This is a genomic window from Neorhizobium sp. NCHU2750 (genome assembly GCF_003597675.1).
GTDB lineage: Bacteria > Pseudomonadota > Alphaproteobacteria > Rhizobiales > Rhizobiaceae > Neorhizobium.
Genome location: NZ_CP030828.1, coordinates 260,001 through 279,804, shown reverse-complemented (window position 1 = coordinate 279,804; position 19,804 = coordinate 260,001). Strand labels below are relative to the sequence as shown.

The window sequence follows — 19,804 nt, the reverse complement described above, 5'->3', positions numbered from 1 at the left end:
AGAGGCACGATATCTATGGAAATCGAGACGACCGCCATACTGAGTATCGATCTGCAGAACGAATATCGTGCAGACGGCGCATACCCTTGCGAGAATTACGACCTGATACTGTCCAATGCACGCAGCCTCATGGATCGCGCCCGTGCAGCCAGCGTGCCGGTCATCCATGTTCAGGCCTGGGTTGAAATGGAGGAGCGGAAGAATTACGCCCTGCTTGACGAGAAGCTGGACGAGAGCCTTCGATCGGCAGTGGCCGGAAGCCGAGGCGCCGAGATCTGCGAGGAAGTCGCGCCGATCGACGACGAACTCGTGATTCAAAAGCGCTGGCCAAGCGCGTTCATGGATACTAACCTCGACGCGGAGCTCAAGCAACGCGGCATCAAGAACCTGATTGTCGTCGGGGTATGGACGGACAGCTGCGTGCGCGGAAGCGTATTCGATGCCATTTACAAGGGCTATCGCGTCTGGCTCGTGAAGGATGCCTGCGGCAGCCAGAACGACGCGATGCACCGGATTGGTATCCTCGACATGGCGAACCGGCTCTATGGCGGAGGTGTTCTGAGCACGGTCGAAGCCAGCAAGGCCCTGCTTGGTGACGTCTATTCGGTCTGGCTGTGCACGCGGCCGATCGAATTCGATTACAGGCTTTCGACAATCGACAGCTATTACGACGCCTTGTAGCGATTGCGCCGGATGGCGCGGCTACGCCGCGCCGTATTTCCATGCATTCGCTTTCACTGAATTTTTCGTCAAAAAACCGAATGTATGCGCCGTTCGCCCGAGCTTTCGTCAAGCTCCGAGGCAGCTATAGACCCGCCCGATGTCGGCGGGTCTAAGAACACGCACTCGTCACGAGGCCTTATAAAGCTCATCGCAGACCGCGCAGGATGTCCCGCCAATCCTTCGGCCCTGCGCTATTGGGCGAGGCTTCAGGATTGAGCCGGGACGCGCACCAGTTGCATGTCCGCCCTCCCAGACACTGACCCCATTGACGAAGACCCGCTCAATGCCGGCGGCCGGCTGCTCCGGGTCCTCGAAGGTCGCCCGATCCAGCACCGTGTCCGGATCGAAGACAACCAGGTCGGCAAAATACCCCGGCTTCAGAAGGCCGCGATCGATGAAACCGAATTCCTGGGCCGGAAGCCCGGTCATTCGGAAAACTGCCGCCTGCAGGGTGAAGAGACCGAGATCTCTGGCGTAATGTCCCAGAACCCGAGGAAATGTTCCCCACAAGCGAGGATGGGGGTGCCGGTCATGCGGAAGACCGTCCGAACCGATCATCGTACGGGGATGCTTGAGAATGGTCTGAACATCCTGCTCGTCGAGCTGGAAATAAACCGCACCGGCAGGGAGCAAGCGCAACCCCGCCTCGCGCTCCGTGCATTGCCATTCCTTTGCAATGTCGGCGAGCTCGCGTCTTGCCATTTCCGGATGGGGATCCGACCAGGTCACGAGAATACGCAGGCCGGTGTCACAGCGTTCCAACCGTAATACGGTGGAGCTTGCAGCATAGGGATACACGTCCATGGCGATATCCAGATGCTCGCGCGCTTCGTCGATCCGCTTGAGAGTGGGCACGCTCTTGCCATGGTTTGCGCGACCGGTGGCCTGATGATGTGATATGACGAGCTTACCACCGGAATAATCGGCGATGTCGATCGCCTCCTCGATCGCCTCTTCCAGCTTTTCGAAGTAGTTGCGCGTGTGCGTAACATAGGGGCCGCCGAGGCGCGCAGTGGCTTCCGCAAGGATCTTGACTTCGTCCGTAGACGAGCCCACCGCAGGCGGATAATCGAGCCCCGTACTCAGACCGAATGCGCCCTCGGCAATCGCCTTTTCAAGCTGTTCCTGCATCAGTGCAGTTTCGTCCGGCGAAGCCGCGCCGTCCGTGCTCTGCATGACGCGCTGGCGCAGCGTCGTGTGCCCGACCAAGAGAGCTGCATTCGTCAGAATTCCGTTGTTTTCCAGCTCTCCGACATAGTCTGCCATGCTTTCGAAACGGAAATTCTCTTGCCCTCCGACCAGCGTGAAAGGCGGTGGCGGGGCGGTCTGGAGCGTCAATGGCGCAAGACTGATGCCGCAGTTTCCGGCAATGACGGTTGTGACCCCCTGGCTAATTTTGGGGAACATTCCCGTTTCTGTCAGCAGGATACCGTCATCGTGGGTATGAACATCTATAAATCCCGGCGCAAGCGCCTTGCCTTCGAGATCAATCTCCTGCTTTGCGCGAGCCTCTCCAAGATCGCCTATTTCACTGATCCGATCGCCATCCACAGCGATATCGCCGGAGAAAGGTTCAGACCCATCGCCAATAAAGAGCCTGGCATTGCGGAAGATTATGTCATGCGTCACGAATGCACCATTACGTCAGGTTGGGGAATTGTCTCGGTCAAGTCCTGACGCGAGTTCACGCAGGCCGGCAACGACCTTCTCAAGCAGCGCCTGATCGCGACCTCGTGTCGGATAAACGATGTAAACGGGGCGGCGGAAGACCGGCACATCCTCGACCGCCACAAGCTTGCCGTCAGTGAGCAAGGGCGACACCAGCCCGCGTGGCAGATATGCCGCTCCTTTAAGAGCCTGAACGTACTGAAGACCAAGCGCTCCCAATCCGACGGACAGAGTCGGCGCGCCGACATTGGCGAAAGCCTGATTGAAGCCAGCCCGAAATTCAGGACCCCAATCGACGAAAACAAGATTTTCCTGCCATGAGCCGTCAAGCTCCGAATGGCGCACAAGGATCAAGTCTTCCTGAAAAAGCGTCTCGACTACGAGCCCGGGCCGCTGACGCGGCAGATACATGATCGCGGCATCCATCATCCCCGATGCCACCCCTTCCGTCAGGACATCGGAATAACCTGCCTCCAGATGCAGAGCGATGTCAGGGGCGTTATTCTTCATCCAGAGCACCCAGGCTATGCTCAGCCTGTCCTGAAGCGATACCGGGCCACCGAGACGGAAGGATCCGACATAGCCCGCAGGCAAAGCGATCTGCTGGCGCGCCTGGCTCCAGGTCTGGATTATCTTTTCCGCATAGCTTCGAAAATCCTGGCCGGCCGGAGTGAGCTCCGCACCACCACGCCCGCGTGAAAACAGAAGGCTACCGATCTCCTGCTCCAGGCTTTGAATTCTGCCGGAAACGGTCGATTGCATGACGCCATCTCGAGCCGCCGCCAGGCTGAAGCTACCCGTTTCGGCCACGTCGAGAAAACTGCGTAGGGTATCGAGGTTCATTTTTACATCGCCTTTTCAAATATTAAAACTTCATAGTATCGGATTGTCAAATAATAATTTGACTGCTACCTAGCCCTGAATTCAGTCGCCCGGCACTCAAGCCAATCAATGGAGCACGCCCCGAACGCGAGACGGCGAGGATGTTCATGGCCTGAATTCCCGACCACCATTGCTTTAGTGGGCATGCCCTCGGTTGAGCAATATGCACTTTGCAAGGAAGGCTGCATGGCCTCTTTCATCATGGGCTTGCCGCATCTTCGGATCACACGGTGGAGCAGCAACAGGCCTTGCCGATCCCGGCCGCAAAGTGCGGCTCTGACATATCCAAATGACGCAAAGCGCCGTCATTTCAGATCAAGCCTAATACCCGCATTCAGGAGATACACGACCCATGGATTTTCAAATTGCCGGCAAAACTGCGCTCGTTCTTGGCGCCAGCCGAGGCCTCGGCGCTGCCATCGCGCAGGGACTTCGAGATGAAGGCGTAAGAGTGTTCGCAGCCGCGCGCAATATCGACGGCATAGAACCGGCAGCCGACATGATCCCGATCTCCGTCGACTTGTCCGACAGAACCTCCGTGTCTACTCTGATCCAGCACATGCAACTGCAGGGCGGAACCGACATCCTGATCAACAACACGGGCGGCCCCAAGGCAGGTCCGGCACTTGGGCAATCAACCGAGAACTGGGCAGCCGCATTCGACATGATGGCCGCGTCGATTTTCAGCATCACCGATGCGATGCTCGAGGGCATGATCGCCAGAAAATGGGGACGGATCATCACAATCGGCTCGTCAGGCGTCCTGCAGCCAATTCCCAACCTCGCATTATCAAATGGCGTGCGCGCGGCTATCACCGCCTGGTCGAAGACACTGGCATCCGAGGTCGGCAAACATGGCGTCACTGTCAATATGCTTCTGCCCGGCCGTATCGACACCGACCGCGTTCGCGAGTTGGACGGTATCAAAGCCAAGAATACGGGTGCGAGCATCGAGACCGTGCAGGCATCGTCACGCAATGACATCCCAGTCGGCCGCTATGGTAGACCAGAGGAATTTGCGGCGGCGGCAGTCTTCCTGGCCAGTGCTCAGGCGAGCTATGTCACTGGCTCCTCTATTCGCGTCGACGGCGGCATGATCAAGGCCATCTAGCCCAACCTCACAAGCAGGCCCGCTTGCTCAGACGCAGAGATATGGGGCGCGTCAAGGGCGTTCGATAGCGGGCTTCGGCTTGATTATCTGCAAGAATAACTGAACCAGAGGGAACGTGCTCATGGCGGAGCAACAACAACCGACAGCCAAGGTCCACCCGCGTGTCGGAATAGTCGGGATGGGTGCGATCGGAAACGGAGTGGCGCGGTTGCTCGTTCAAGAGGCTGCAGGCTTCGTCCTGACCGGTGTCAACGGCGGGAAATCGCTTAAAAATGTAGAGGCCATTCAAGTGGCCAACAGGACCATACCGGTCATGGGGCTGGATGATCTTGTCGCCTGCTGCGATATCATTGTCGATTGTGCGCCGGCGACTGCGTTCAGGGCTATTGCGGAAGCCTCCTTGGGCGCGGGGCGCCAGCTTGTCACCGTCAGCGGAGCGGCACTTCTCTCGAATATGGAGGTCAAGGAAATCGCCAGGGCAGCAGGAGGCCGGATAATTCTGGCCACGGGTGCTCTTCTGGGCTTGGACGCCGTTCGCGCAGCAGCGGAAGGCGAAATCTTCTCGGCCCGGCTGGTTACCAGAAAGCCGCCTTCCTCTCTGGAAAAAGCAAAATTCGTCATTGAAAATCGCCTCGATCTCTCGAACCTGCCGAAAGCGTTGAAGATATTCGAGGGAAGCGCTCGGGAAGCAGCGCTTGCTTTTCCCGCCAATGTCAACGTCGCGGCGGCACTAGCTCTCGCAGGCATTGGGCCTGAACGGACGATGGTCGAGATCTGGGCGGATCCGGAGCTTGAGAGGAATACTCATCGCGTTGCGATCGAAGCGGATAGCACACGCCTCGATATGACGATCGAGAATGTGCCTGATCCGGCCAATCCTGCAACAGGCCGGATCACAGCTCTTTCCATTTACAGCGCCCTGAAAAGCATCAATGCCGTTATGCGTATCGGCAGCTGAAACAATACGCATTGCTGCTTCATCAAGCGATATTCGAGAGCGCTATGCCGTCCGCGGGCGCTACAGTCTGGGAACAGGCCCGCGAACGTGCAGGATATCCTAGATCTTGAATCTCGTCGGGAGATAGGGCGACGGGTCGATAGCGGTCGGCTGGCCGGTGATCTGCTCCGCAAGCAAACGTCCCGAAACCGGACCGAGTGTCAGGCCGTGATGTGAATGCCCTAACGCAAACCAGAGCCCCTTGTGTCGCGGCGCAGGCCCGACAATAGGAAGCATATCCGGTGTCACGGGTCGTGCGCCCATCCAGGGCTTGACATCAATGCGCTCTCCCATAGGGATCACCTGGCGTGCGAATGGCTCGGCGCGATCAAGCTGGACCGGCGTCGGCGGAGCATCGTGGCGTGCAAACTCGGCACCCGTCGTCAGTCGTATTCCACGATCCATCGGCGCCACCATATAGCCAATCTCGGCATCGAAGAACCAATTGTTCAGCGGTCGCTCCGACTGGGCCTGATAATGCATGTGATAGCCACGCTTGACCGCCAGTGGTAGTCGGTAACCGAGTGACGAGGCCAATTTCCGCCCCCATGGGCCGAGAGCAATGATCACATCTTTGGCGTCGATAACGCCATCAGCACAATTGGCACGCCATCCGGTCTTGGTCTCTGCCAGAGTTGAGGCATCGCCTATGCAGATCTGCCCCCCGATAGACTTGAAATAATCAGCGTAAGACCGGATCAGAGCATTGGGACTGGTTGTCGACCAGGTCGGCGTCCAGCGAATAGCGCCAGCCATAGGCTGCAGGAAGCTCGGCTCGGCCTTTGAGAATTCTCCACGCGAGAGCTTGGCGTGTTCGACCCCGAACTCCGACTTCATCCTATCGGCAGAGGCCGCCGCGATATCGAAGGCATGGGCAGAACGGTAACCGGAAATCCAACCATCTTTTCGGATCAATGCCGATGCGCCTGACTTTCTGATCAGTTCCGCATGCTCATCCACAGATCTCTCGATCAGCGATCCGTAAGCCCGCTGAATATGGCGATATCGAGCAGGTCGCGAGTTCCACCAATAGCGGGCGAGAAAAGGCCCAATCGCCGGCAACGCGCCAAGGTGATAATGAGAATCTATGCTGCGATTAAGGGCATGGCGCAATATCGTCGGCAGATCCTGCGGAAATCCGTGAGGTGAAACCCCTTCCCGCTGAAGCAGGCCGGCATTCCCGAAGGAAGTCTCTTCCCCCACTCCCCGCCGATCCATCAAGACAACCGATCGCCCTCGCTCAGCCAGATGAATAGCAACCGAAACCCCGATCATCCCGGCGCCTAGAACAATACAGTCAGACATCTCAATTTCCTAAATTCCACGCTCTGCTGACAACCAGGCGCGCTCGACGCCTGAGGTCATCAGAGCCAACTAAATCCGAGCAGAGTGCTCGTGCCATCGATCTCTTGAGCAGCCTTCAGATAGCCACCGCCATCTGCGCTGGGCGCGGTAGAACGTCCTCGACCGCGGGAGTTCGTCACTTTCTTGATCGTGTCGGCACTTGCCGGCAACAAGGCTCGCGAGCATCGTCTCTTAGACAGTGAAAGCCCTATTCTGGGCAAAGCTGGAGTATTCCAAAGTCACGCTTGCGGAACCGCCGAATGCATTTCGGCAACTCCCGTCGCGTCAATATTTGAATTCATAAAATCGATTTGACAAGCCTATAATATCGGATATTTCGTTTTTGTCGCATGGGATCAGGTCATTACCTGCCGGTCCTGAAGGAAACAAAAACATTGAAATTGATCACGAAATTATTTCCGTCCGCGACAAGCGGGCTACATGCGAGCGTATTCAAGCTCATGACCAGCATCAGCATCGTATGCGGCGGCAATTCGCTCCTGACGACACAGGTGTCCCTACATCTGAGCAGTGGCACATTTTCTCCCCTGTCGATCCAGATTGTTCTCACCGGCTTCCCCATGGGTTTTCTCCTGGGCTGCGTGTCGGCAAGTACCATCGTTCGCCGTCTCGGCAACGCGATCACGTGTTGGCTCGCCATCGCAGCCATGGCCTGCGCGACCTTGGGCTTCAGTTTTCTGGACGATCCGGCATTGCTGTTCAGCCTTCGCATCATCAACGGATTGGCGATGGCAGTCTTGTTTATCAATTGCGAGAGCTGGATAAACGGATATGCATCCCCCGAAAACCGGGGCGCTTATTTCGCGCTCTACATGATTGCGACCTCTCTCGGCGCTCTGCTGGGACAGATAGTCTCGGGGCTCAATGCTGATCATCAACGCATCGGTTTCGCGCTGGCTTTTGCAATTGTCATCGTTGGTCTGGGCTACGGATACGTCACCGTCGGGCGTTGGCCGCGAACCGCCAGTTCACAAGAAGCGCCTGCCTCCGAGCTCCGGGAGCGCCGAAAGATTACCCCGCTACAACTCGTCCTGCTTGTTCCGCTGACAGTCATAGGCGTTCTTCAGGCCGGCACCACGAACATGAATTTCTATTCGCTGATGCCACTATACGGGTCTGGTGTCGGACTGCCTGCCGCAACAACCGTCGCTTTGATGACGACTTTCAGCCTTGGGGGGGTATTGGCTCAGGTCCCGATCGGCTGGCTATCCGGTTCTTTGGATCGCCGTGTGATACTCATGTTCCAGGGAAGCGGAGTGGTAATATTCTGCGCATTGATCCCGTGGCTCAGTGCAGAAAACCCGATATTGCTCTTTCCCGTCTTTTTCGTCTATGGCGCCACTGCCCTGACAATATACCCGATTGCCGTAGCCTATGCGGGTTCACGGGTGAACCGCGAGCTGATGGCTACCGTTTCCGGCTATCTGTTACTTGTCTATTCGCTCACCAATATCAGCACGCCAGGTCTCGCCTCCGGTCTGATGACCCATGTGGCACCTCAAGCTCTCTTTTTGACGCTGGGTTGCGGTGGACTCTTGTTAGCAATGGCTGCTTGCCTCTCTCTTCGACGCGACCTTCGAGCCGATGACCGGCCCGGCGGGTTGACGGAAGGCTTCTAGTGAGCTGAGCACAAGTTCTCCACGTCACCTTTCAATGGCGAGACCGGAGGGCATTGCTCAGCATCTTGGCAAAAGACCGATCATCGGCCGGTGAAAAGAGGGGGTCGCTTTTGCGAGAATGCCTCAAGCCCCTCCTTGCGATCCGCGCTCGCGGAGATCAACGCGGACATCGTCCGTTCGTATCGAATACCTGCGGAAAGTGATGTCTCGAAACTCTCGAGTATGGCCGCCTTCGCCATGGTCACGGCCAAAGGCCCGCCTTGAGCGATTTGCTCTGCTATGGAATGCGCCTTGTCTGCGACATCCTCTCCCTCGGCGGCCACACTGCTCACCAAACCGCAACGCAATGCCTCCTCGACATCAAGCCGCCGACCTGCAAGCACCATTTCCATCGCCATGGATTTACCCACAGCACGCACCAGCCGTTGCGTCGCACCGGCTCCCGGGATGATCCCGATGGCTGTTTCGGGCAACCCCAGCACCGCCGTCATGTCGGCGACGATGATGTCGCAGGTCAAGGCAAGCTCCAGCCCACCACCAAGCGCATAGCTCGATATGGCCGCGACGATGGGCTTGGAGATTGCCGCGACATGATCCCACTTCTCGCTGAAGCCACTGGTATAGAGATCGATCGGCCCGGCGGACCCAAGCGTGCCGATATCGGCGCCCGCAGCGAAACCACGTTCAGTGCCGCTGATGACGATGGCACGGATGGATGGCTGCTCCTCATATTGGCGAAGCGCGGTGACGAGATCCGTCAACATCTCCATGCTGAGCGCATTGCGCTTGGCCGGTCGGTTGAGAATGACGTGACCGACCGCGCCTCGCTCTTCAGTCAGAATGAGTTGCTCGGTCATGGCTATCCCTTTTCCGTCAGCGAACGAACCGTGCTGTCCCGGTGATCGATGGCAGTTGCGATCTCCGCGGCAGTCCACGTGTAAAAGCCACGCTCGGCCTTGGTTCCAAGAGCGCCCTCGCCGCAAAGTTTGGCAACCAGCGGAGGGATGGCCGTGCTCCGGTCGAGCGCGGGCATAAGGATCCTTGAAACCTTCTCGACGACATCGAGCCCCGCAAGATCCATCAACTTCAGGGGACCCGCTGATGCCCAGCGCGGTGCCAGGGTCGTTTCTACAGCCTTGTCGACATCCTCGATCGAGGCCGCGCCGATCTCCACCAGATGCAGCGCTTCCCGCAAGATCGCGTATTGCAGACGATTGATGACGAAGCCCTCAATGTCCTTCTTGACTTCGATGACCTGCTTGCCGATGGACTTGCAGAGGGTGCGAGCCCTGCTGACGGCATCGTCAGACGTCCTGGCGCCACGGACAATCTCCACCAGGGGCATGACTGTTGCCGGGTTGAACCAGTGAATACCGACCACTCGTTCCGGCCTTGCCAAGTCGGCCGCGATCGAGCTGATCGGAACGCTGGACGTGTTTGTCGTCAGCAGACAATCGCCGGCGGTCAACGCCTCAAACTGGCTAAAAATGCCTTGTTTGAGGGCAAGGTCCTCCGCAACATTCTCGCTCACGACATCGGCATCCGCCAGGCATTGCTCCAGAGAGGTCGTATATTCGACCGCGGCACCTTCTGCCACGGCAGCAATATTCGCTCGCGCTCTGTCGAGAGTAGAAAGACTGCGTGAGAAAAGTGAAACCCGATAGCCATGGGCAGCAAAAACTGCGGCAATGCCGGACCCCATCGTGCCCGCGCCAACCACCGCAACCTTTGGCGACACCGGCGTGTTCTTATGCTCTTCCGACGTCATTCAGATAACTCCCCTTGAACGCAGGTCACTGATCTTTTCTGCCGAAAGGCCAAGTTCAGTCTCAAGAACGGCTTGCGTATCGGCGCCCAGAGACGGCGCCACATAGTTGCCTTCCGCGGGAACGTCGCTGAAACGAACGGGCTGCGGCATGACCTGAAACTCTCCCGCAACGGGGTGTTGCGTCGTATGAATGAGCCCTCGATGCTTGGCATGGGGCGAGGCTATGGCCTGTGCGATGTTGTAGATCGGCGCAGCGGGAACGCCTGCAGCCTCCAGAAGGTCGACAACCTCATCGACGCTATGGGCACTTGCCCATTCCTCGATGATCAGGCGAAGCTCACTCTGGTGCTCCATGCGCAGCGGATCCGTTCGGAAGCGGATGTCCGTTACCAATTCCGGTTGACCAAGTGCCTTTGCCAGGCGTGCGAACAATGCATCATTGGCGACTGCAATCACGACGAAACCATCCGCTGTACGGTAGGAATCCATCGGCGCGCTGATCGGATGGGCATTGCCAAGACGCCCTGGCGGTTCCTTGCCACCGAGGATCTGCGAAAGCGAGACCATCTGCAATGATATGATCGAGTCGAGCATCGACACGTCGATGTGCTGGCCCTGGCCCGTACGTTCCCGCTGCAGAAGAGCGGCAAGCGCGCCCCAGGAGCCGTATATGCCCGACACAACATCGCCGATTGCGTCGCCGACGCGGGTAGGCGACCCATCCGGCCAGCCGGTGACGGTCATGATACCACCCATAGCCTGAACCACATGGTCGTAAGCGGCGCGCTGGGCAATCGGACTATCCTGGCCAAATCCCGAAATGCTCACGTAGACGAGGCGGGGATTGAGGCTGCGAACGGTTTCGAAATCGATACCAAGGCGCTGGGTGACGCCGGGGCGGAAATTCTCGACGAGCACATCGCTTTGGCGGATCAGATCGAGCAGCAAGGCACGTCCCTCTTCCGCTTTGAGGTCGATCGTCACGCTTTTCTTGCCTCGGTTGACCAGCATGAAATAGCTGCTCTCACCGTTGATATGCGGTGTGAAGGCGCGCGAATCGTCTCCACGATCGGGGATTTCGATTTTCGTAACGGTGGCGCCGAGATCGGCCAACATGGCCGAGCAAAGTGGGCCGGCAAGAACGCGGGCGAGGTCCAGCACCTTCACGCCGTCAAGCGGTCTCACCGCAGCGGTGTCTCTTGTCATTCATAGCTCCGGAAATCAGAGGATTTATCGTCAGGCGATCGCCTGCTCGACGGATGCGCCAAGCGAGCCGTTGTCGATCAGGTCGCGAATAGCCTGGAGTTCGGGATACATGGGGCGGTCGCTGTCGCGATTGGCAACGACGCCACGGATCAGGTCGTAGGCGGCGGCCGTTCCCTTGCCCGGACGTAGCGGAAGCTGGAAGTCCAACGCCTGGGCCGCACAGATCAATTCGATGCTGATTATGTCGGCAAGGTTGTCTGCGGCAGCAAGAGCTTGCATGGCGGCAGAGACGCCCATGCTGACATGGTCCTCCTGCCCTGCGCATGTCGAAACCGTGTGAACCGATGCCGGGGCCGCCAGCGATCTGTTGTCGCCGGCAATAGCAGCCGCAGCATAGGGCGGTATCATAAAGCCGGAATTTGCCCCGCCCTCATTGACGAGAAAGGCCGGCAGACCACTGATGTGACCGTTCGTCAACCGATCGGATCTCGCCTGGGACATCGTGCTGACATGGGCGATCGCGATTGCCAGCACATCCAGCGCCAATGCGGTCGGGGCACCATGACCATTGCCACCCGGCAATGGGATGAGTTCGTCATCCTCAACCACGAATACCGGGTTGTCGGTCACTGAATTGATTTCGATGGTGAGGACATTGGTGCAGTAGTCGAGTGCATCGCGCACGGCGCCATGAACCTGGGGAATGCAACGCAGGCTGAGCGCATCCTGCAGGCGATGATCGCGGTTCGCGGCAAGCACTTCACTGTCTTCCAGAAGCGCGCGCAGACGTGCAGCAGTTGCGACCTGCCCTATATGCGGCCTTATCCTGTGAAGCCGTTCGTCATAGCCCTTGCTGTTGCCCTTTAGCGCCTCAAGGGACATGGCACCGGCGACGTCGGCAATGCGGACCAACTGCTCCGCCTGATGGACCGCCAGAGCCCCGATCCCGGTAATTTCATAGGTGCCACTGATCAGCGCGTGGCCTTCACGCGGGCCTGCGGTCAGGACCGGAATGCCTGCACGCTCCATGGCAACCCGACCATCCAGAAGTTCCTCGCCGAACCATGCGCGGCCTTCACCGAACACCACCAGCCCAATATGGGCCGTGGCAATCAGATAACCGACCGAACCTTTTGCGGGCGACCACGGGATAACTCCACGGTTGAGCATCTGCGCCATGGTCAGGACGAGTTCGGGGCTCACCCCGCTGTAGCCCTGCATGAGAGCCTTGATCATCGTGGCCATGATGGCGCGTATGGAACCAGCCTCCAGTGGCTTGCCCATTCCGCTTGCGTGGCTGCGCAGCATATTCAATTGAGCGCGCGAAATATCATCTGGACCAAGCGAGACAGTGTATAGATCACCGACGCCCGTCGTCAGGCCATAGATCGGCTGCCGTCTCTCTATTGCATCCAGCAGACGCTGCTGCACCGATCGCATCCCGTCGAGCGCCTCTTGGCAGAGCACGACCTTCGCCCCTGCTGCGATATCGGCGATATCGGCAATGGTCGTCGGACCGGTTCCCAACTCGACGCTACCCCGCGCCATCGTCAGACTAAGGTGTTCGGTCATGACTTCTCCTTAAGTGTCAACGGATGCCAAGAACTTTCGTGCTTCGGTCGGCATGCGGCAACCGCTATCTCGGACGGCTGCCGCGACTTTGCTCAGTTCAATCCGTGCTTTGCGAGCCAGTCTCCGGCAACCTGATCAAAGCTGTCCTGATTTGCGAGACGACCATTCATTTCCACGAGGTCTTCTGTCGTCAGTGCCTTCGAGACGGCATTCAGCACAGAGGCGATCTTGTCGTTGGTCTTCGCTGTCGCGATGATCGGCAGGATGTTCTGGGCGGGAAACAGGTTGCGCGTGTCTTTCAGGGCAACAAGCTTGCTTGCCACCATGGCAGGATCGGTTGAGGTCATATCGGCAGCCTGAACTTGGCCGTTCACCAGCGCCGACAAGGTGATCGGCCCAGCAACATCGAGCGTCTTGAACTCTTTGAATGTCAGTCCGTAAACGTCCTTCAGACCCACGACGCCTTCCTTGCGGGTCTTCCATTCCGGCGGGCCACCGAGCACGAGTTCACCAGCAACAGGCTTCAAATCATCGATGGAGGTCAGCTTGTATTTTTTGGCAGTCTCTTCGGTTACGGCCATAACGTCCGAGTCCTGCGCATCAGAGGCCTGGAGCATCGACACGCCCTTCGGCAAGGCCCTGCCGAGAGCATCGACAACGTCCTTCGGAGCGTGTGCCGTCGCGTTTTTATCCAGATAGCTGAGTGTCGCCCCGGCATATTCCGGAATCAGGTCGATGGAGCCGTCCAGCAACGCAGGCATGTAGACCTCGCGGCTGCCGATGTTGAGTTTGGTGTCCACCTTCATGCCCTTGGCCGACAGCGCCTTGGCGTAGATCGTCGCAAGGAGTTGGCTTTCGGGGAAGTCCGCAGAGCCGACGACAACAGTGTTGCTATCGGATCTGGTAGAGCCGCCCGACAACGGATCGTCGGCCCTTGCGATGGCGGTCAATGATACGAGCGCAGAGAGCGCGACTGTAGCGAATGAGAGGGACGTACGCTTCAGAGACATGAGTTTTCCTAGCTGTTCCGTGACTTATTGTTGCTTGCATTGCAGGATGCACATCAGTTGGATGCACCCTTCGCAGCCCGGCGTGTCAGGCCGGGTGAGACTGCGATCTTGGAGGCAAGGCCGAGCAGGAGATCGACCACCAGGGCGAGAAGCCCCACGAGTATCGCGCCTGCAGCCATCTGCATGTAATCGTTCTGCGCGCGCCCATCGATGATCATCCGGCCGAGGCCGCCGAGCGAGACATAGGCGGCAATGGTGGCGGTCGATATGACCTGCAAGGTGGCGCTGCGAAGGCCCGAAAGAATGAGTGGCAGCGCACAGGGCATCTCGACCGAGAAAAGAAGGGAGAGTGGCCGATAGCCCATGCCCCGCGCGGCATCGACAACGGCCGGATCGACCGAGACCACTCCGGAATAGGCACCCATCATGATCGGTGGCACGGCAATCAGCACGAGAACGATGATGCTCGGTAGCAGGAATGCCATGTCGGTCTTGAAATAAGGCCCAATCACGATGACAAGCAGCACGATCAAGCCAAGGCTTGGGAGTGCGCGGGAGGCGTTGGCAAGACCCGCGATGGCGAACGTTCCCCGCTTTGTATGCCCGACGAAAAGCCCTACCGGCAGACCGATGACTGCGGCAATCAGGATGGCGATTACGCTGTATTCCACATGCTGCGGAAGCAGCATGAAAATGCCGTCAGATCCTTCCCATTGCGCCGAATTTTGGAGCCAGTTGATCATCGGCCTAGCTCCTTCTCGGCTGCCAGGGCGTCAGTAAACGCTCGAGCAGAATAACAATGCCGTCGAGGACAATTGCCAGCAGCAGGCAGAGTACGATGCCGGCAATCAACGGCGTTACAAATCGAAGCTGAAGGCCCTGGGTGAAAAGCAGCCCGAGTTGCGGCGTTCCAACAAGCGCCGCGACGGAGACGACGCTGACGTTTGAAACCAGTGCCACGCGCAATCCCGAAGCAATGACCGGAACTGCGATCGGCAATTCGACCCAGAGAAAGCGCTGAACAGGCCGGTATCCCATGGCTGTTGCCGCTTGCAGCGTGTCGGGCGAAACGGCCGCAAGCCCATCGCTAACGGTTCTGACCAGGAGCGCCAGCGAATAGACCGACAACGCCACAACGACATTGACCGGATCAAGTATGCGTGTGTGCAGCACCCATGGAAGCAGCACGAACAGCGCCAGCGATGGGATCGTATAAAGAAGCCCCGCTGCGCCGAGGATTGCCGAGCGCAGACGCCCGCTCCTGTGAGCAAGCCAGCCAAGCGGAATGGCAAGCAGAAGCGCGATGACCACAGGCACCACGGACAGGCCGACATGCCACCAGAAAAGGCCCGCGATTGCGCCGGATTCTCGAAGCAGCCAATCAAATCGCATCGTCGCGCCTCGTTGAATCGGCAGACAGCGAGGGTGCATCTCCCAGGAATGCAAGAAGATCGCCGACCGTGATCGTTCCAGCGAAACGTCCGTCTCTATCAACAACGACGCCACGGCGGCTGGGAGAGCTGAGCGCGGCATCGAGCAGATGCCTCAGCGAGCCATCCTGCGTTGCAAACGTGCTACTTAGATTGAGATCACCCATCCTGACAGGTTGCCGCAATTCGGCCGGCCGCACCCAGCCGATCGGCTCCTCTCTGTCGCCAAGCACGAGCAGCCATTCATCCTGTGCCACCGAGCGTGCCTCGTCCGGTGTCGCACCGAGATGAATTGTCTTCTCGCGCTTCATCGGCAGACGGCCATTCGCCCCGATGAAACCGAGGAAGCGATATCCACGATCGCGGCCGATGAAATCCGCGACGAAAGGATTGGCGGGCCTTGTCAGCAGCTCCTGCGGGCTTGCAATCTGGGCAAGCTGACCACCGACCTGCAGCACGGCCACCTGGTCACCAAGCTTCAAGGCTTCATCAATGTCATGGGTGACCATAATGATGGTCTTTCCCATCTCCTTCTGAAGCCGAAGGAATTCATCCTGCAGCTGACTGCGAACGATTGGATCGACGGCACTGAAGGGCTCGTCCATCAGCATGAACTTTGGATCCGATGCCAGCGCACGGGCCACGCCGACCCGTTGCTGCTGACCGCCAGAAAGCTGCCACGGATAACGGCTTGCAAAGTCACCGGACAAGCCGACACGCTCCAGCAAATCAAGTGCGATCGCCCGCGCCCGAGCCTTCGGAACGCCATTCAGTCGCGCTGTCGTCGCAACATTATCGACAATAGTACGGTGAGGGAAAAGCCCGGCATGCTGGATGACATAACCTATCCTGCGCCGAAGAAGCGCCTCGTCCATCCGATCGGTCGGCTCATCGCCGAGCCTTATCGTTCCCGACGTCGGCCGGACGAGCCGGTTGATCATCCTCAGCGACGTTGTTTTTCCACATCCGGAGGGACCGACAAACACCGTCAATTTACCCGTCGGCGCGACGAGCGTGAGCTCACTGACGGCGGGCACATCGCCTGAATAATGCTTGGTTACCTGTTCGAACGAAATCAAAAGACGACCCACCTATATCAACCTGTATATATAGGTACATCAGCAAATTTCCCTCCGCAACTAAAATCGCTATTTTTTGATCCAGGCGAAAAATTGCACAAAAAGAGTGCGCGACCCGACGATGGGGTACCGCTCCGATAATGTGACCGAGAGCAACGGCCCTAAAACCGGCACCGATTTGCCCGCCGATGAATAGGTCCCAGGAGGTTAAGTCGCCCTCTGCGCATCGTTCGGATGGAGGTCGATCTAGCGGCGCTCATCCAGGTTCTCTTGCGTTATGAATGTATGCCGCGTGCCGGGATGGATAAACCGCGTAAACGTTGTTACGGCAGCCCCGACCCATGTGCGTCGCGACACCACCAGGCACGGATCGCTTGACTTGACCTCAAGCAGACGTGCTTCCGACGCATTCGGAAGTGCCGCTTGAATCTCGTGCTCGATTCTCGTCGGCAGCGCGATCGATTGCAAATAGTCTGTAGTCGATTTGAGTCCAAAGTCCTGAGCGAGGAAGTCCGGAGCAAACTCCGGCGATACGAACCGGTCCTCCAATTGCACCGGGCTCTCATTCGCGCAGTAGACAATCAACGAATGGAAAATCGGGGCGCCGGCACTCAAACCCAAATGGGGAGCCAATTCGCCGGTAACCTTCGCGAGTTCAACCTTGTGGGTCCGAATGGAAAGGCTGTCGCCGCGCCGGCGAATGTCATCTGCAATATTGTGTACGAGAACGAACGTGGAGGAAGCTCGTGGCTGAGCAACAAATGTGCCGACGCCATTTACGCGCTTCAGCACGCCGCTGGCCGTCAATTCACGCAGGGCGCGGTTTGCGGTCAGCCTGGAGGTACCAAGCTCGCTCGCGAGTTGATTATCGCTCGGCAATTTGGAACCCGGCCGAAACGTGCCATCGGCGATGCGATCCAAAACATGCGTCTTGATCTGTTCGTATAGAGGCAGGGGATCAGGCAACATGGACGTACCGTAAAGCACTTTTCTTGTTTGGATCGCCCCCGGACGAGAGATCTGTCCATTCTACTAGTGCCATTCTATTAGGGACACAACGGCACGGATCGCGTATTCGCCTGAACCACTGGGAAAGAGAAAAAATGGTGGATGCAGGCATCCGGATAGGAAGAGATAGAGACTCTGCGAGAGAAAATCGCGCCTGAGGCTTTTGAGGCGACATGAACCGACGACCAGCCTGCCGAGAAATGCGTAAGGCATTCCGGTCATCAGCCGCTTAAGCAGCAGCATCATGTTTTTTATTGAGGAGATTTGATGCAGGGATCGTGTGTATTTTGGTTTTGAGTTTTTTCGGCCCTGTTTTTGCGTTGGCCTGCTTTGGATCTGCGTGCATGAGGTTATGGTGCTCGGGACGAGTAGCCTCGCCCTCTCGGAAGAGGTGCTGGGACCTTTGATGACTTTTCTTTGTGGACGGATTATTGGTTGCGGGGGCAGGATTTGAACCTGCGGCCTTCAGGTTATGAGCCTGACGAGCTACCGGGCTGCTCCACCCCGCGCCAAGCGCAAGCGTTTGCTTGCGCGGTAGCGTCACAGCTATGCTGTGATGCTTTCTGCCGGAGCAACGAGGTGAGCTCGTTGTCTCCTGTAAGGTGGGCACCGGCCGAAGCCTGTGGGCCAACCTTCATTTATTTCGTTCTGCAAACAATAAAGGGCCGCTTTAGGCGGCCCAATCGGAGTTTCGGCTTGGGCCGAGATGTGTTGAGAAGATTGTTTTCATGCGTGTTGCATTCATTGCCTTTAAAAGACCTGGCAGCGACCTACTCTCCCGCGTCTTAAGACGGAGTACCATTGGCGCTGGGGCGTTTCACGGCCGTGTTCGGAATGGGAACGGGTGCGGCCGCCCCGCCATAACCACCAGGTCATTTAAGGGCAATGTGAAGAGAAGCTGGTTCACTCGAAGAGTGATTGATTGAACACGTCAGATGAACCTTTGCAGTCTGCATCGATGCTTTTGGCACCCATACAGGCCTTCAGGCCGTCGCCGATCGTTCGGCGGGCCGTCCGCAGGCAGCATCCGAAGGATGCGTACGCCGTCAGGACAAGGTTTAAGGCTTATCGTCGCCGCGGAAGCGGCGATGATGAGCATTGATCAATGAGAGCGATTAAGCCAATCGGGCTATTAGTAAGGCTAAGCTTCATGCATTGCTGCACGTCCACACGCCTCCTATCAACGTGGTCGTCTTCCACGGCCCTGATAGGGAATACTCGTTTTCAGGTGGGTTTCCCGCTTAGATGCCTTCAGCGGTTATCCCTTCCATATATAGCTACCCTGCTATGCCGTTGGCACGACAACAGGTCCACCAGAGATATGTCCATCCCGGTCCTCTCGTACTAGGGACAGATCCTGTCAATATTCCTACACCCACGGCAGATAGGGACCGAACTGTCTCACGACGTTCTGAACCCAGCTCACGTACCGCTTTAATTGGCGAACAGCCAAACCCTTGGGACCTGCTCCAGCCCCAGGATGCGATGAGCCGACATCGAGGTGCCAAACAACCCCGTCGATATGGACTCTTGGGGGTCATCAGCCTGTTATCCCCGGCGTACCTTTTATCCGTTGAGCGATGGCCCTTCCACGCGGGACCACCGGATCACTATGACCGACTTTCGTCTCTGCTCGACTTGTCAGTCTCGCAGTCAGGCGGGCTTATGCCATTGCACTCGACGACCGATTTCCGACCGGTCTGAGCCCACCATCGCGCGCCTCCGTTACTCTTTCGGAGGCGACCGCCCCAGTCAAACTACCCACCATACACTGTCCCGGATCCGGATGACGGACCGCGGTTAGACATCCATGACGATAAGGGTGGTATTTCAAGGATGGCTCCACGAAGACTGGCGTCCCCGCTTCAAAGCCTACCACCTATCCTACACATGCCGACACGAATGCCAGTGTAAAGCTATAGTAAAGGTGCACGGGGTCTTTCCGTCTAACCGCAGGAACCCCGCATCTTCACGGGGAATTCAATTTCACTGAGTCTATGCTGGAGACAGCGGGGAAGTCGTTACGCCATTCGTGCAGGTCGGAACTTACCCGACAAGGAATTTCGCTACCTTAGGACCGTTATAGTTACGGCCGCCGTTTACTGGGGCTTCGATTCAGAGCTTGCACCCCTCCTCTTAACCTTCCAGCACCGGGCAGGCGTCAGACCCTATACGTCGTCTTTCGACTTCGCAGAGCCCTGTGTTTTTGATAAACAGTCGCTACCCCCTGGTCTGTGCCACCCCAATCCACTTGCGTAAAAAGGGGTCACGCTTCTTCCGAAGTTACGCGTGCAATTTGCCGAGTTCCTTCAGCATAGTTCTCTCAAGCGCCTTGGTATACTCTACCTGACCACCTGTGTCGGTTT

The 19,804-nt window shown here is 57.8% G+C and carries 16 protein-coding genes, 1 tRNA gene and 2 rRNA genes (1 of these 19 running past the window's edge); 4 read left to right on the top strand and 15 right to left on the bottom strand.

The features are described 5' to 3' along the window. Positions 1-15: 15 nt before the first annotated feature. Positions 16-681, top strand: a complete 666-nt coding sequence (locus tag NCHU2750_RS22030; protein ID WP_119943910.1) for a cysteine hydrolase family protein — start codon at positions 16-18, stop codon at positions 679-681. A 168-nt stretch (positions 682-849) separates the two neighbouring features. Here the strand turns inward: NCHU2750_RS22030 and NCHU2750_RS22025 are convergent, their stop codons facing one another. Both NCHU2750_RS22025 and NCHU2750_RS22020 read right to left on the bottom strand, forming a co-directional pair. Continuing rightward, complete coding sequence (locus NCHU2750_RS22025) at positions 850-2,352, bottom strand: N-acyl-D-amino-acid deacylase family protein (protein WP_119943909.1); 1,503 nt, start codon at positions 2,350-2,352, stop codon at positions 850-852. A 15-nt stretch (positions 2,353-2,367) separates the two neighbouring features. Beyond that, on the bottom strand, positions 2,368-3,234 hold the full coding sequence (locus tag NCHU2750_RS22020; RefSeq protein ID WP_119943908.1) for a LysR family transcriptional regulator: 867 nt from the start codon (positions 3,232-3,234) through the stop codon (positions 2,368-2,370). 391 nt (positions 3,235-3,625) lie between these two features. Between NCHU2750_RS22020 and NCHU2750_RS22015 the strand changes: the two genes are divergently transcribed. Both NCHU2750_RS22015 and NCHU2750_RS22010 read left to right on the top strand, forming a co-directional pair. After that, on the top strand, positions 3,626-4,384 hold the full coding sequence (locus tag NCHU2750_RS22015; RefSeq protein ID WP_119943907.1) for an SDR family oxidoreductase: 759 nt from the start codon (positions 3,626-3,628) through the stop codon (positions 4,382-4,384). A gap of 121 nt (positions 4,385-4,505) precedes the next feature. Continuing rightward, entirely contained in the window at positions 4,506-5,342 is an 837-nt protein-coding gene (locus NCHU2750_RS22010; RefSeq protein ID WP_119943906.1) for an aspartate dehydrogenase, read from the top strand. A gap of 99 nt (positions 5,343-5,441) precedes the next feature. On the opposite strand, the gene NCHU2750_RS22005 is transcribed toward NCHU2750_RS22010, so the two are convergent. After that, a complete protein-coding gene (locus NCHU2750_RS22005) occupies positions 5,442-6,656 on the bottom strand; it encodes an NAD(P)/FAD-dependent oxidoreductase (RefSeq protein WP_502703869.1) in 1,215 nt (404 codons plus the stop codon). A gap of 464 nt (positions 6,657-7,120) precedes the next feature. Here NCHU2750_RS22005 and NCHU2750_RS22000 point away from each other — a divergent pair, with 464 nt between their 5' ends. After that, a complete protein-coding gene (locus NCHU2750_RS22000) occupies positions 7,121-8,365 on the top strand; it encodes an MFS transporter (RefSeq protein WP_162939750.1) in 1,245 nt (414 codons plus the stop codon). Positions 8,366-8,445: 80 nt separating this feature from the next. On the opposite strand, the gene NCHU2750_RS21995 is transcribed toward NCHU2750_RS22000, so the two are convergent. The 12 genes from NCHU2750_RS21995 to NCHU2750_RS21940 form a co-directional block, all read right to left on the bottom strand. Further along, positions 8,446-9,222: an enoyl-CoA hydratase-related protein gene (locus NCHU2750_RS21995; protein ID WP_119943903.1), complete on the bottom strand. Its 777-nt coding sequence runs from the start codon at positions 9,220-9,222 to the stop codon at positions 8,446-8,448. A 2-nt stretch (positions 9,223-9,224) separates the two neighbouring features. Continuing rightward, positions 9,225-10,133, bottom strand: coding sequence for a 3-hydroxyacyl-CoA dehydrogenase family protein (locus NCHU2750_RS21990; protein WP_119943902.1), 909 nt, complete (start codon positions 10,131-10,133; stop codon positions 9,225-9,227). Next, positions 10,134-11,339, bottom strand: coding sequence for a CaiB/BaiF CoA transferase family protein (locus NCHU2750_RS21985; RefSeq protein ID WP_119943901.1), 1,206 nt, complete (start codon positions 11,337-11,339; stop codon positions 10,134-10,136). It lies immediately after the preceding gene. Between the two features lie 30 nt (positions 11,340-11,369). Then, positions 11,370-12,887 carry an HAL/PAL/TAL family ammonia-lyase gene (locus NCHU2750_RS21980; RefSeq protein WP_119944318.1) on the bottom strand — a complete coding sequence of 506 codons (1,518 nt, stop codon included), beginning with the start codon at positions 12,885-12,887 and terminating at the stop codon, positions 11,370-11,372. Between the two features lie 116 nt (positions 12,888-13,003). Continuing rightward, positions 13,004-13,921, bottom strand: a complete 918-nt coding sequence (locus tag NCHU2750_RS21975) for an ABC transporter substrate-binding protein (RefSeq protein WP_119943900.1) — start codon at positions 13,919-13,921, stop codon at positions 13,004-13,006. Positions 13,922-13,974: 53 nt separating this feature from the next. Continuing rightward, entirely contained in the window at positions 13,975-14,664 is a 690-nt protein-coding gene (locus NCHU2750_RS21970) for an ABC transporter permease (RefSeq protein WP_119943899.1), read from the bottom strand. Positions 14,665-14,668: 4 nt separating this feature from the next. Further along, on the bottom strand, positions 14,669-15,313 hold the full coding sequence (locus NCHU2750_RS21965) for an ABC transporter permease (RefSeq protein WP_119943898.1): 645 nt from the start codon (positions 15,311-15,313) through the stop codon (positions 14,669-14,671). Continuing rightward, positions 15,303-16,430, bottom strand: a complete 1,128-nt coding sequence (locus NCHU2750_RS21960) for an ATP-binding cassette domain-containing protein (protein ID WP_119944317.1) — start codon at positions 16,428-16,430, stop codon at positions 15,303-15,305. The genes NCHU2750_RS21965 and NCHU2750_RS21960 overlap by 11 nt, the downstream gene beginning before the upstream one ends. A gap of 246 nt (positions 16,431-16,676) precedes the next feature. After that, positions 16,677-17,399 carry a histidine utilization transcriptional repressor HutC gene (hutC, locus tag NCHU2750_RS21955; protein ID WP_119943897.1) on the bottom strand — a complete coding sequence of 241 codons (723 nt, stop codon included), beginning with the start codon at positions 17,397-17,399 and terminating at the stop codon, positions 16,677-16,679. A gap of 471 nt (positions 17,400-17,870) precedes the next feature. Next, positions 17,871-17,947 (bottom strand) — tRNA-Met (locus NCHU2750_RS21950). 248 nt (positions 17,948-18,195) lie between these two features. Further along, a 5S ribosomal RNA gene (gene rrf / locus NCHU2750_RS21945) occupies positions 18,196-18,310 on the bottom strand. 239 nt (positions 18,311-18,549) lie between these two features. Next, positions 18,550-19,804: ribosomal RNA gene (locus tag NCHU2750_RS21940) — 23S ribosomal RNA — on the bottom strand; it runs 1,544 nt beyond the window's last position.

What these genes read in the sequence shown, in the direction of transcription:
- NCHU2750_RS22030 (WP_119943910.1), top strand. Translation starts at nt 16, where the DNA reads ATGGAAATCGAGACGACCGCCATACTGAGTATCGATCTGCAGAACGAA.
- NCHU2750_RS22020 (WP_119943908.1), bottom strand. Translation starts at nt 3,234, where the DNA reads ATGAACCTCGATACCCTACGCAGTTTTCTCGACGTGGCCGAAACGGGT.
- NCHU2750_RS22015 (WP_119943907.1), top strand. Translation starts at nt 3,626, where the DNA reads ATGGATTTTCAAATTGCCGGCAAAACTGCGCTCGTTCTTGGCGCCAGC.
- NCHU2750_RS22010 (WP_119943906.1), top strand. Translation starts at nt 4,506, where the DNA reads ATGGCGGAGCAACAACAACCGACAGCCAAGGTCCACCCGCGTGTCGGA.
- NCHU2750_RS22005 (WP_502703869.1), bottom strand. Translation starts at nt 6,656, where the DNA reads ATGATCGGGGTTTCGGTTGCTATTCATCTGGCTGAGCGAGGGCGATCG.
- NCHU2750_RS21995 (WP_119943903.1), bottom strand. Translation starts at nt 9,222, where the DNA reads ATGACCGAGCAACTCATTCTGACTGAAGAGCGAGGCGCGGTCGGTCAC.
- NCHU2750_RS21990 (WP_119943902.1), bottom strand. Translation starts at nt 10,133, where the DNA reads ATGACGTCGGAAGAGCATAAGAACACGCCGGTGTCGCCAAAGGTTGCG.
- NCHU2750_RS21985 (WP_119943901.1), bottom strand. Translation starts at nt 11,339, where the DNA reads ATGACAAGAGACACCGCTGCGGTGAGACCGCTTGACGGCGTGAAGGTG.
- NCHU2750_RS21980 (WP_119944318.1), bottom strand. Translation starts at nt 12,887, where the DNA reads ATGGCGCGGGGTAGCGTCGAGTTGGGAACCGGTCCGACGACCATTGCC.
- NCHU2750_RS21975 (WP_119943900.1), bottom strand. Translation starts at nt 13,921, where the DNA reads ATGTCTCTGAAGCGTACGTCCCTCTCATTCGCTACAGTCGCGCTCTCT.
- NCHU2750_RS21970 (WP_119943899.1), bottom strand. Translation starts at nt 14,664, where the DNA reads ATGATCAACTGGCTCCAAAATTCGGCGCAATGGGAAGGATCTGACGGC.
- NCHU2750_RS21965 (WP_119943898.1), bottom strand. Translation starts at nt 15,313, where the DNA reads ATGCGATTTGATTGGCTGCTTCGAGAATCCGGCGCAATCGCGGGCCTT.
- hutC (WP_119943897.1), bottom strand. Translation starts at nt 17,399, where the DNA reads ATGTTGCCTGATCCCCTGCCTCTATACGAACAGATCAAGACGCATGTT.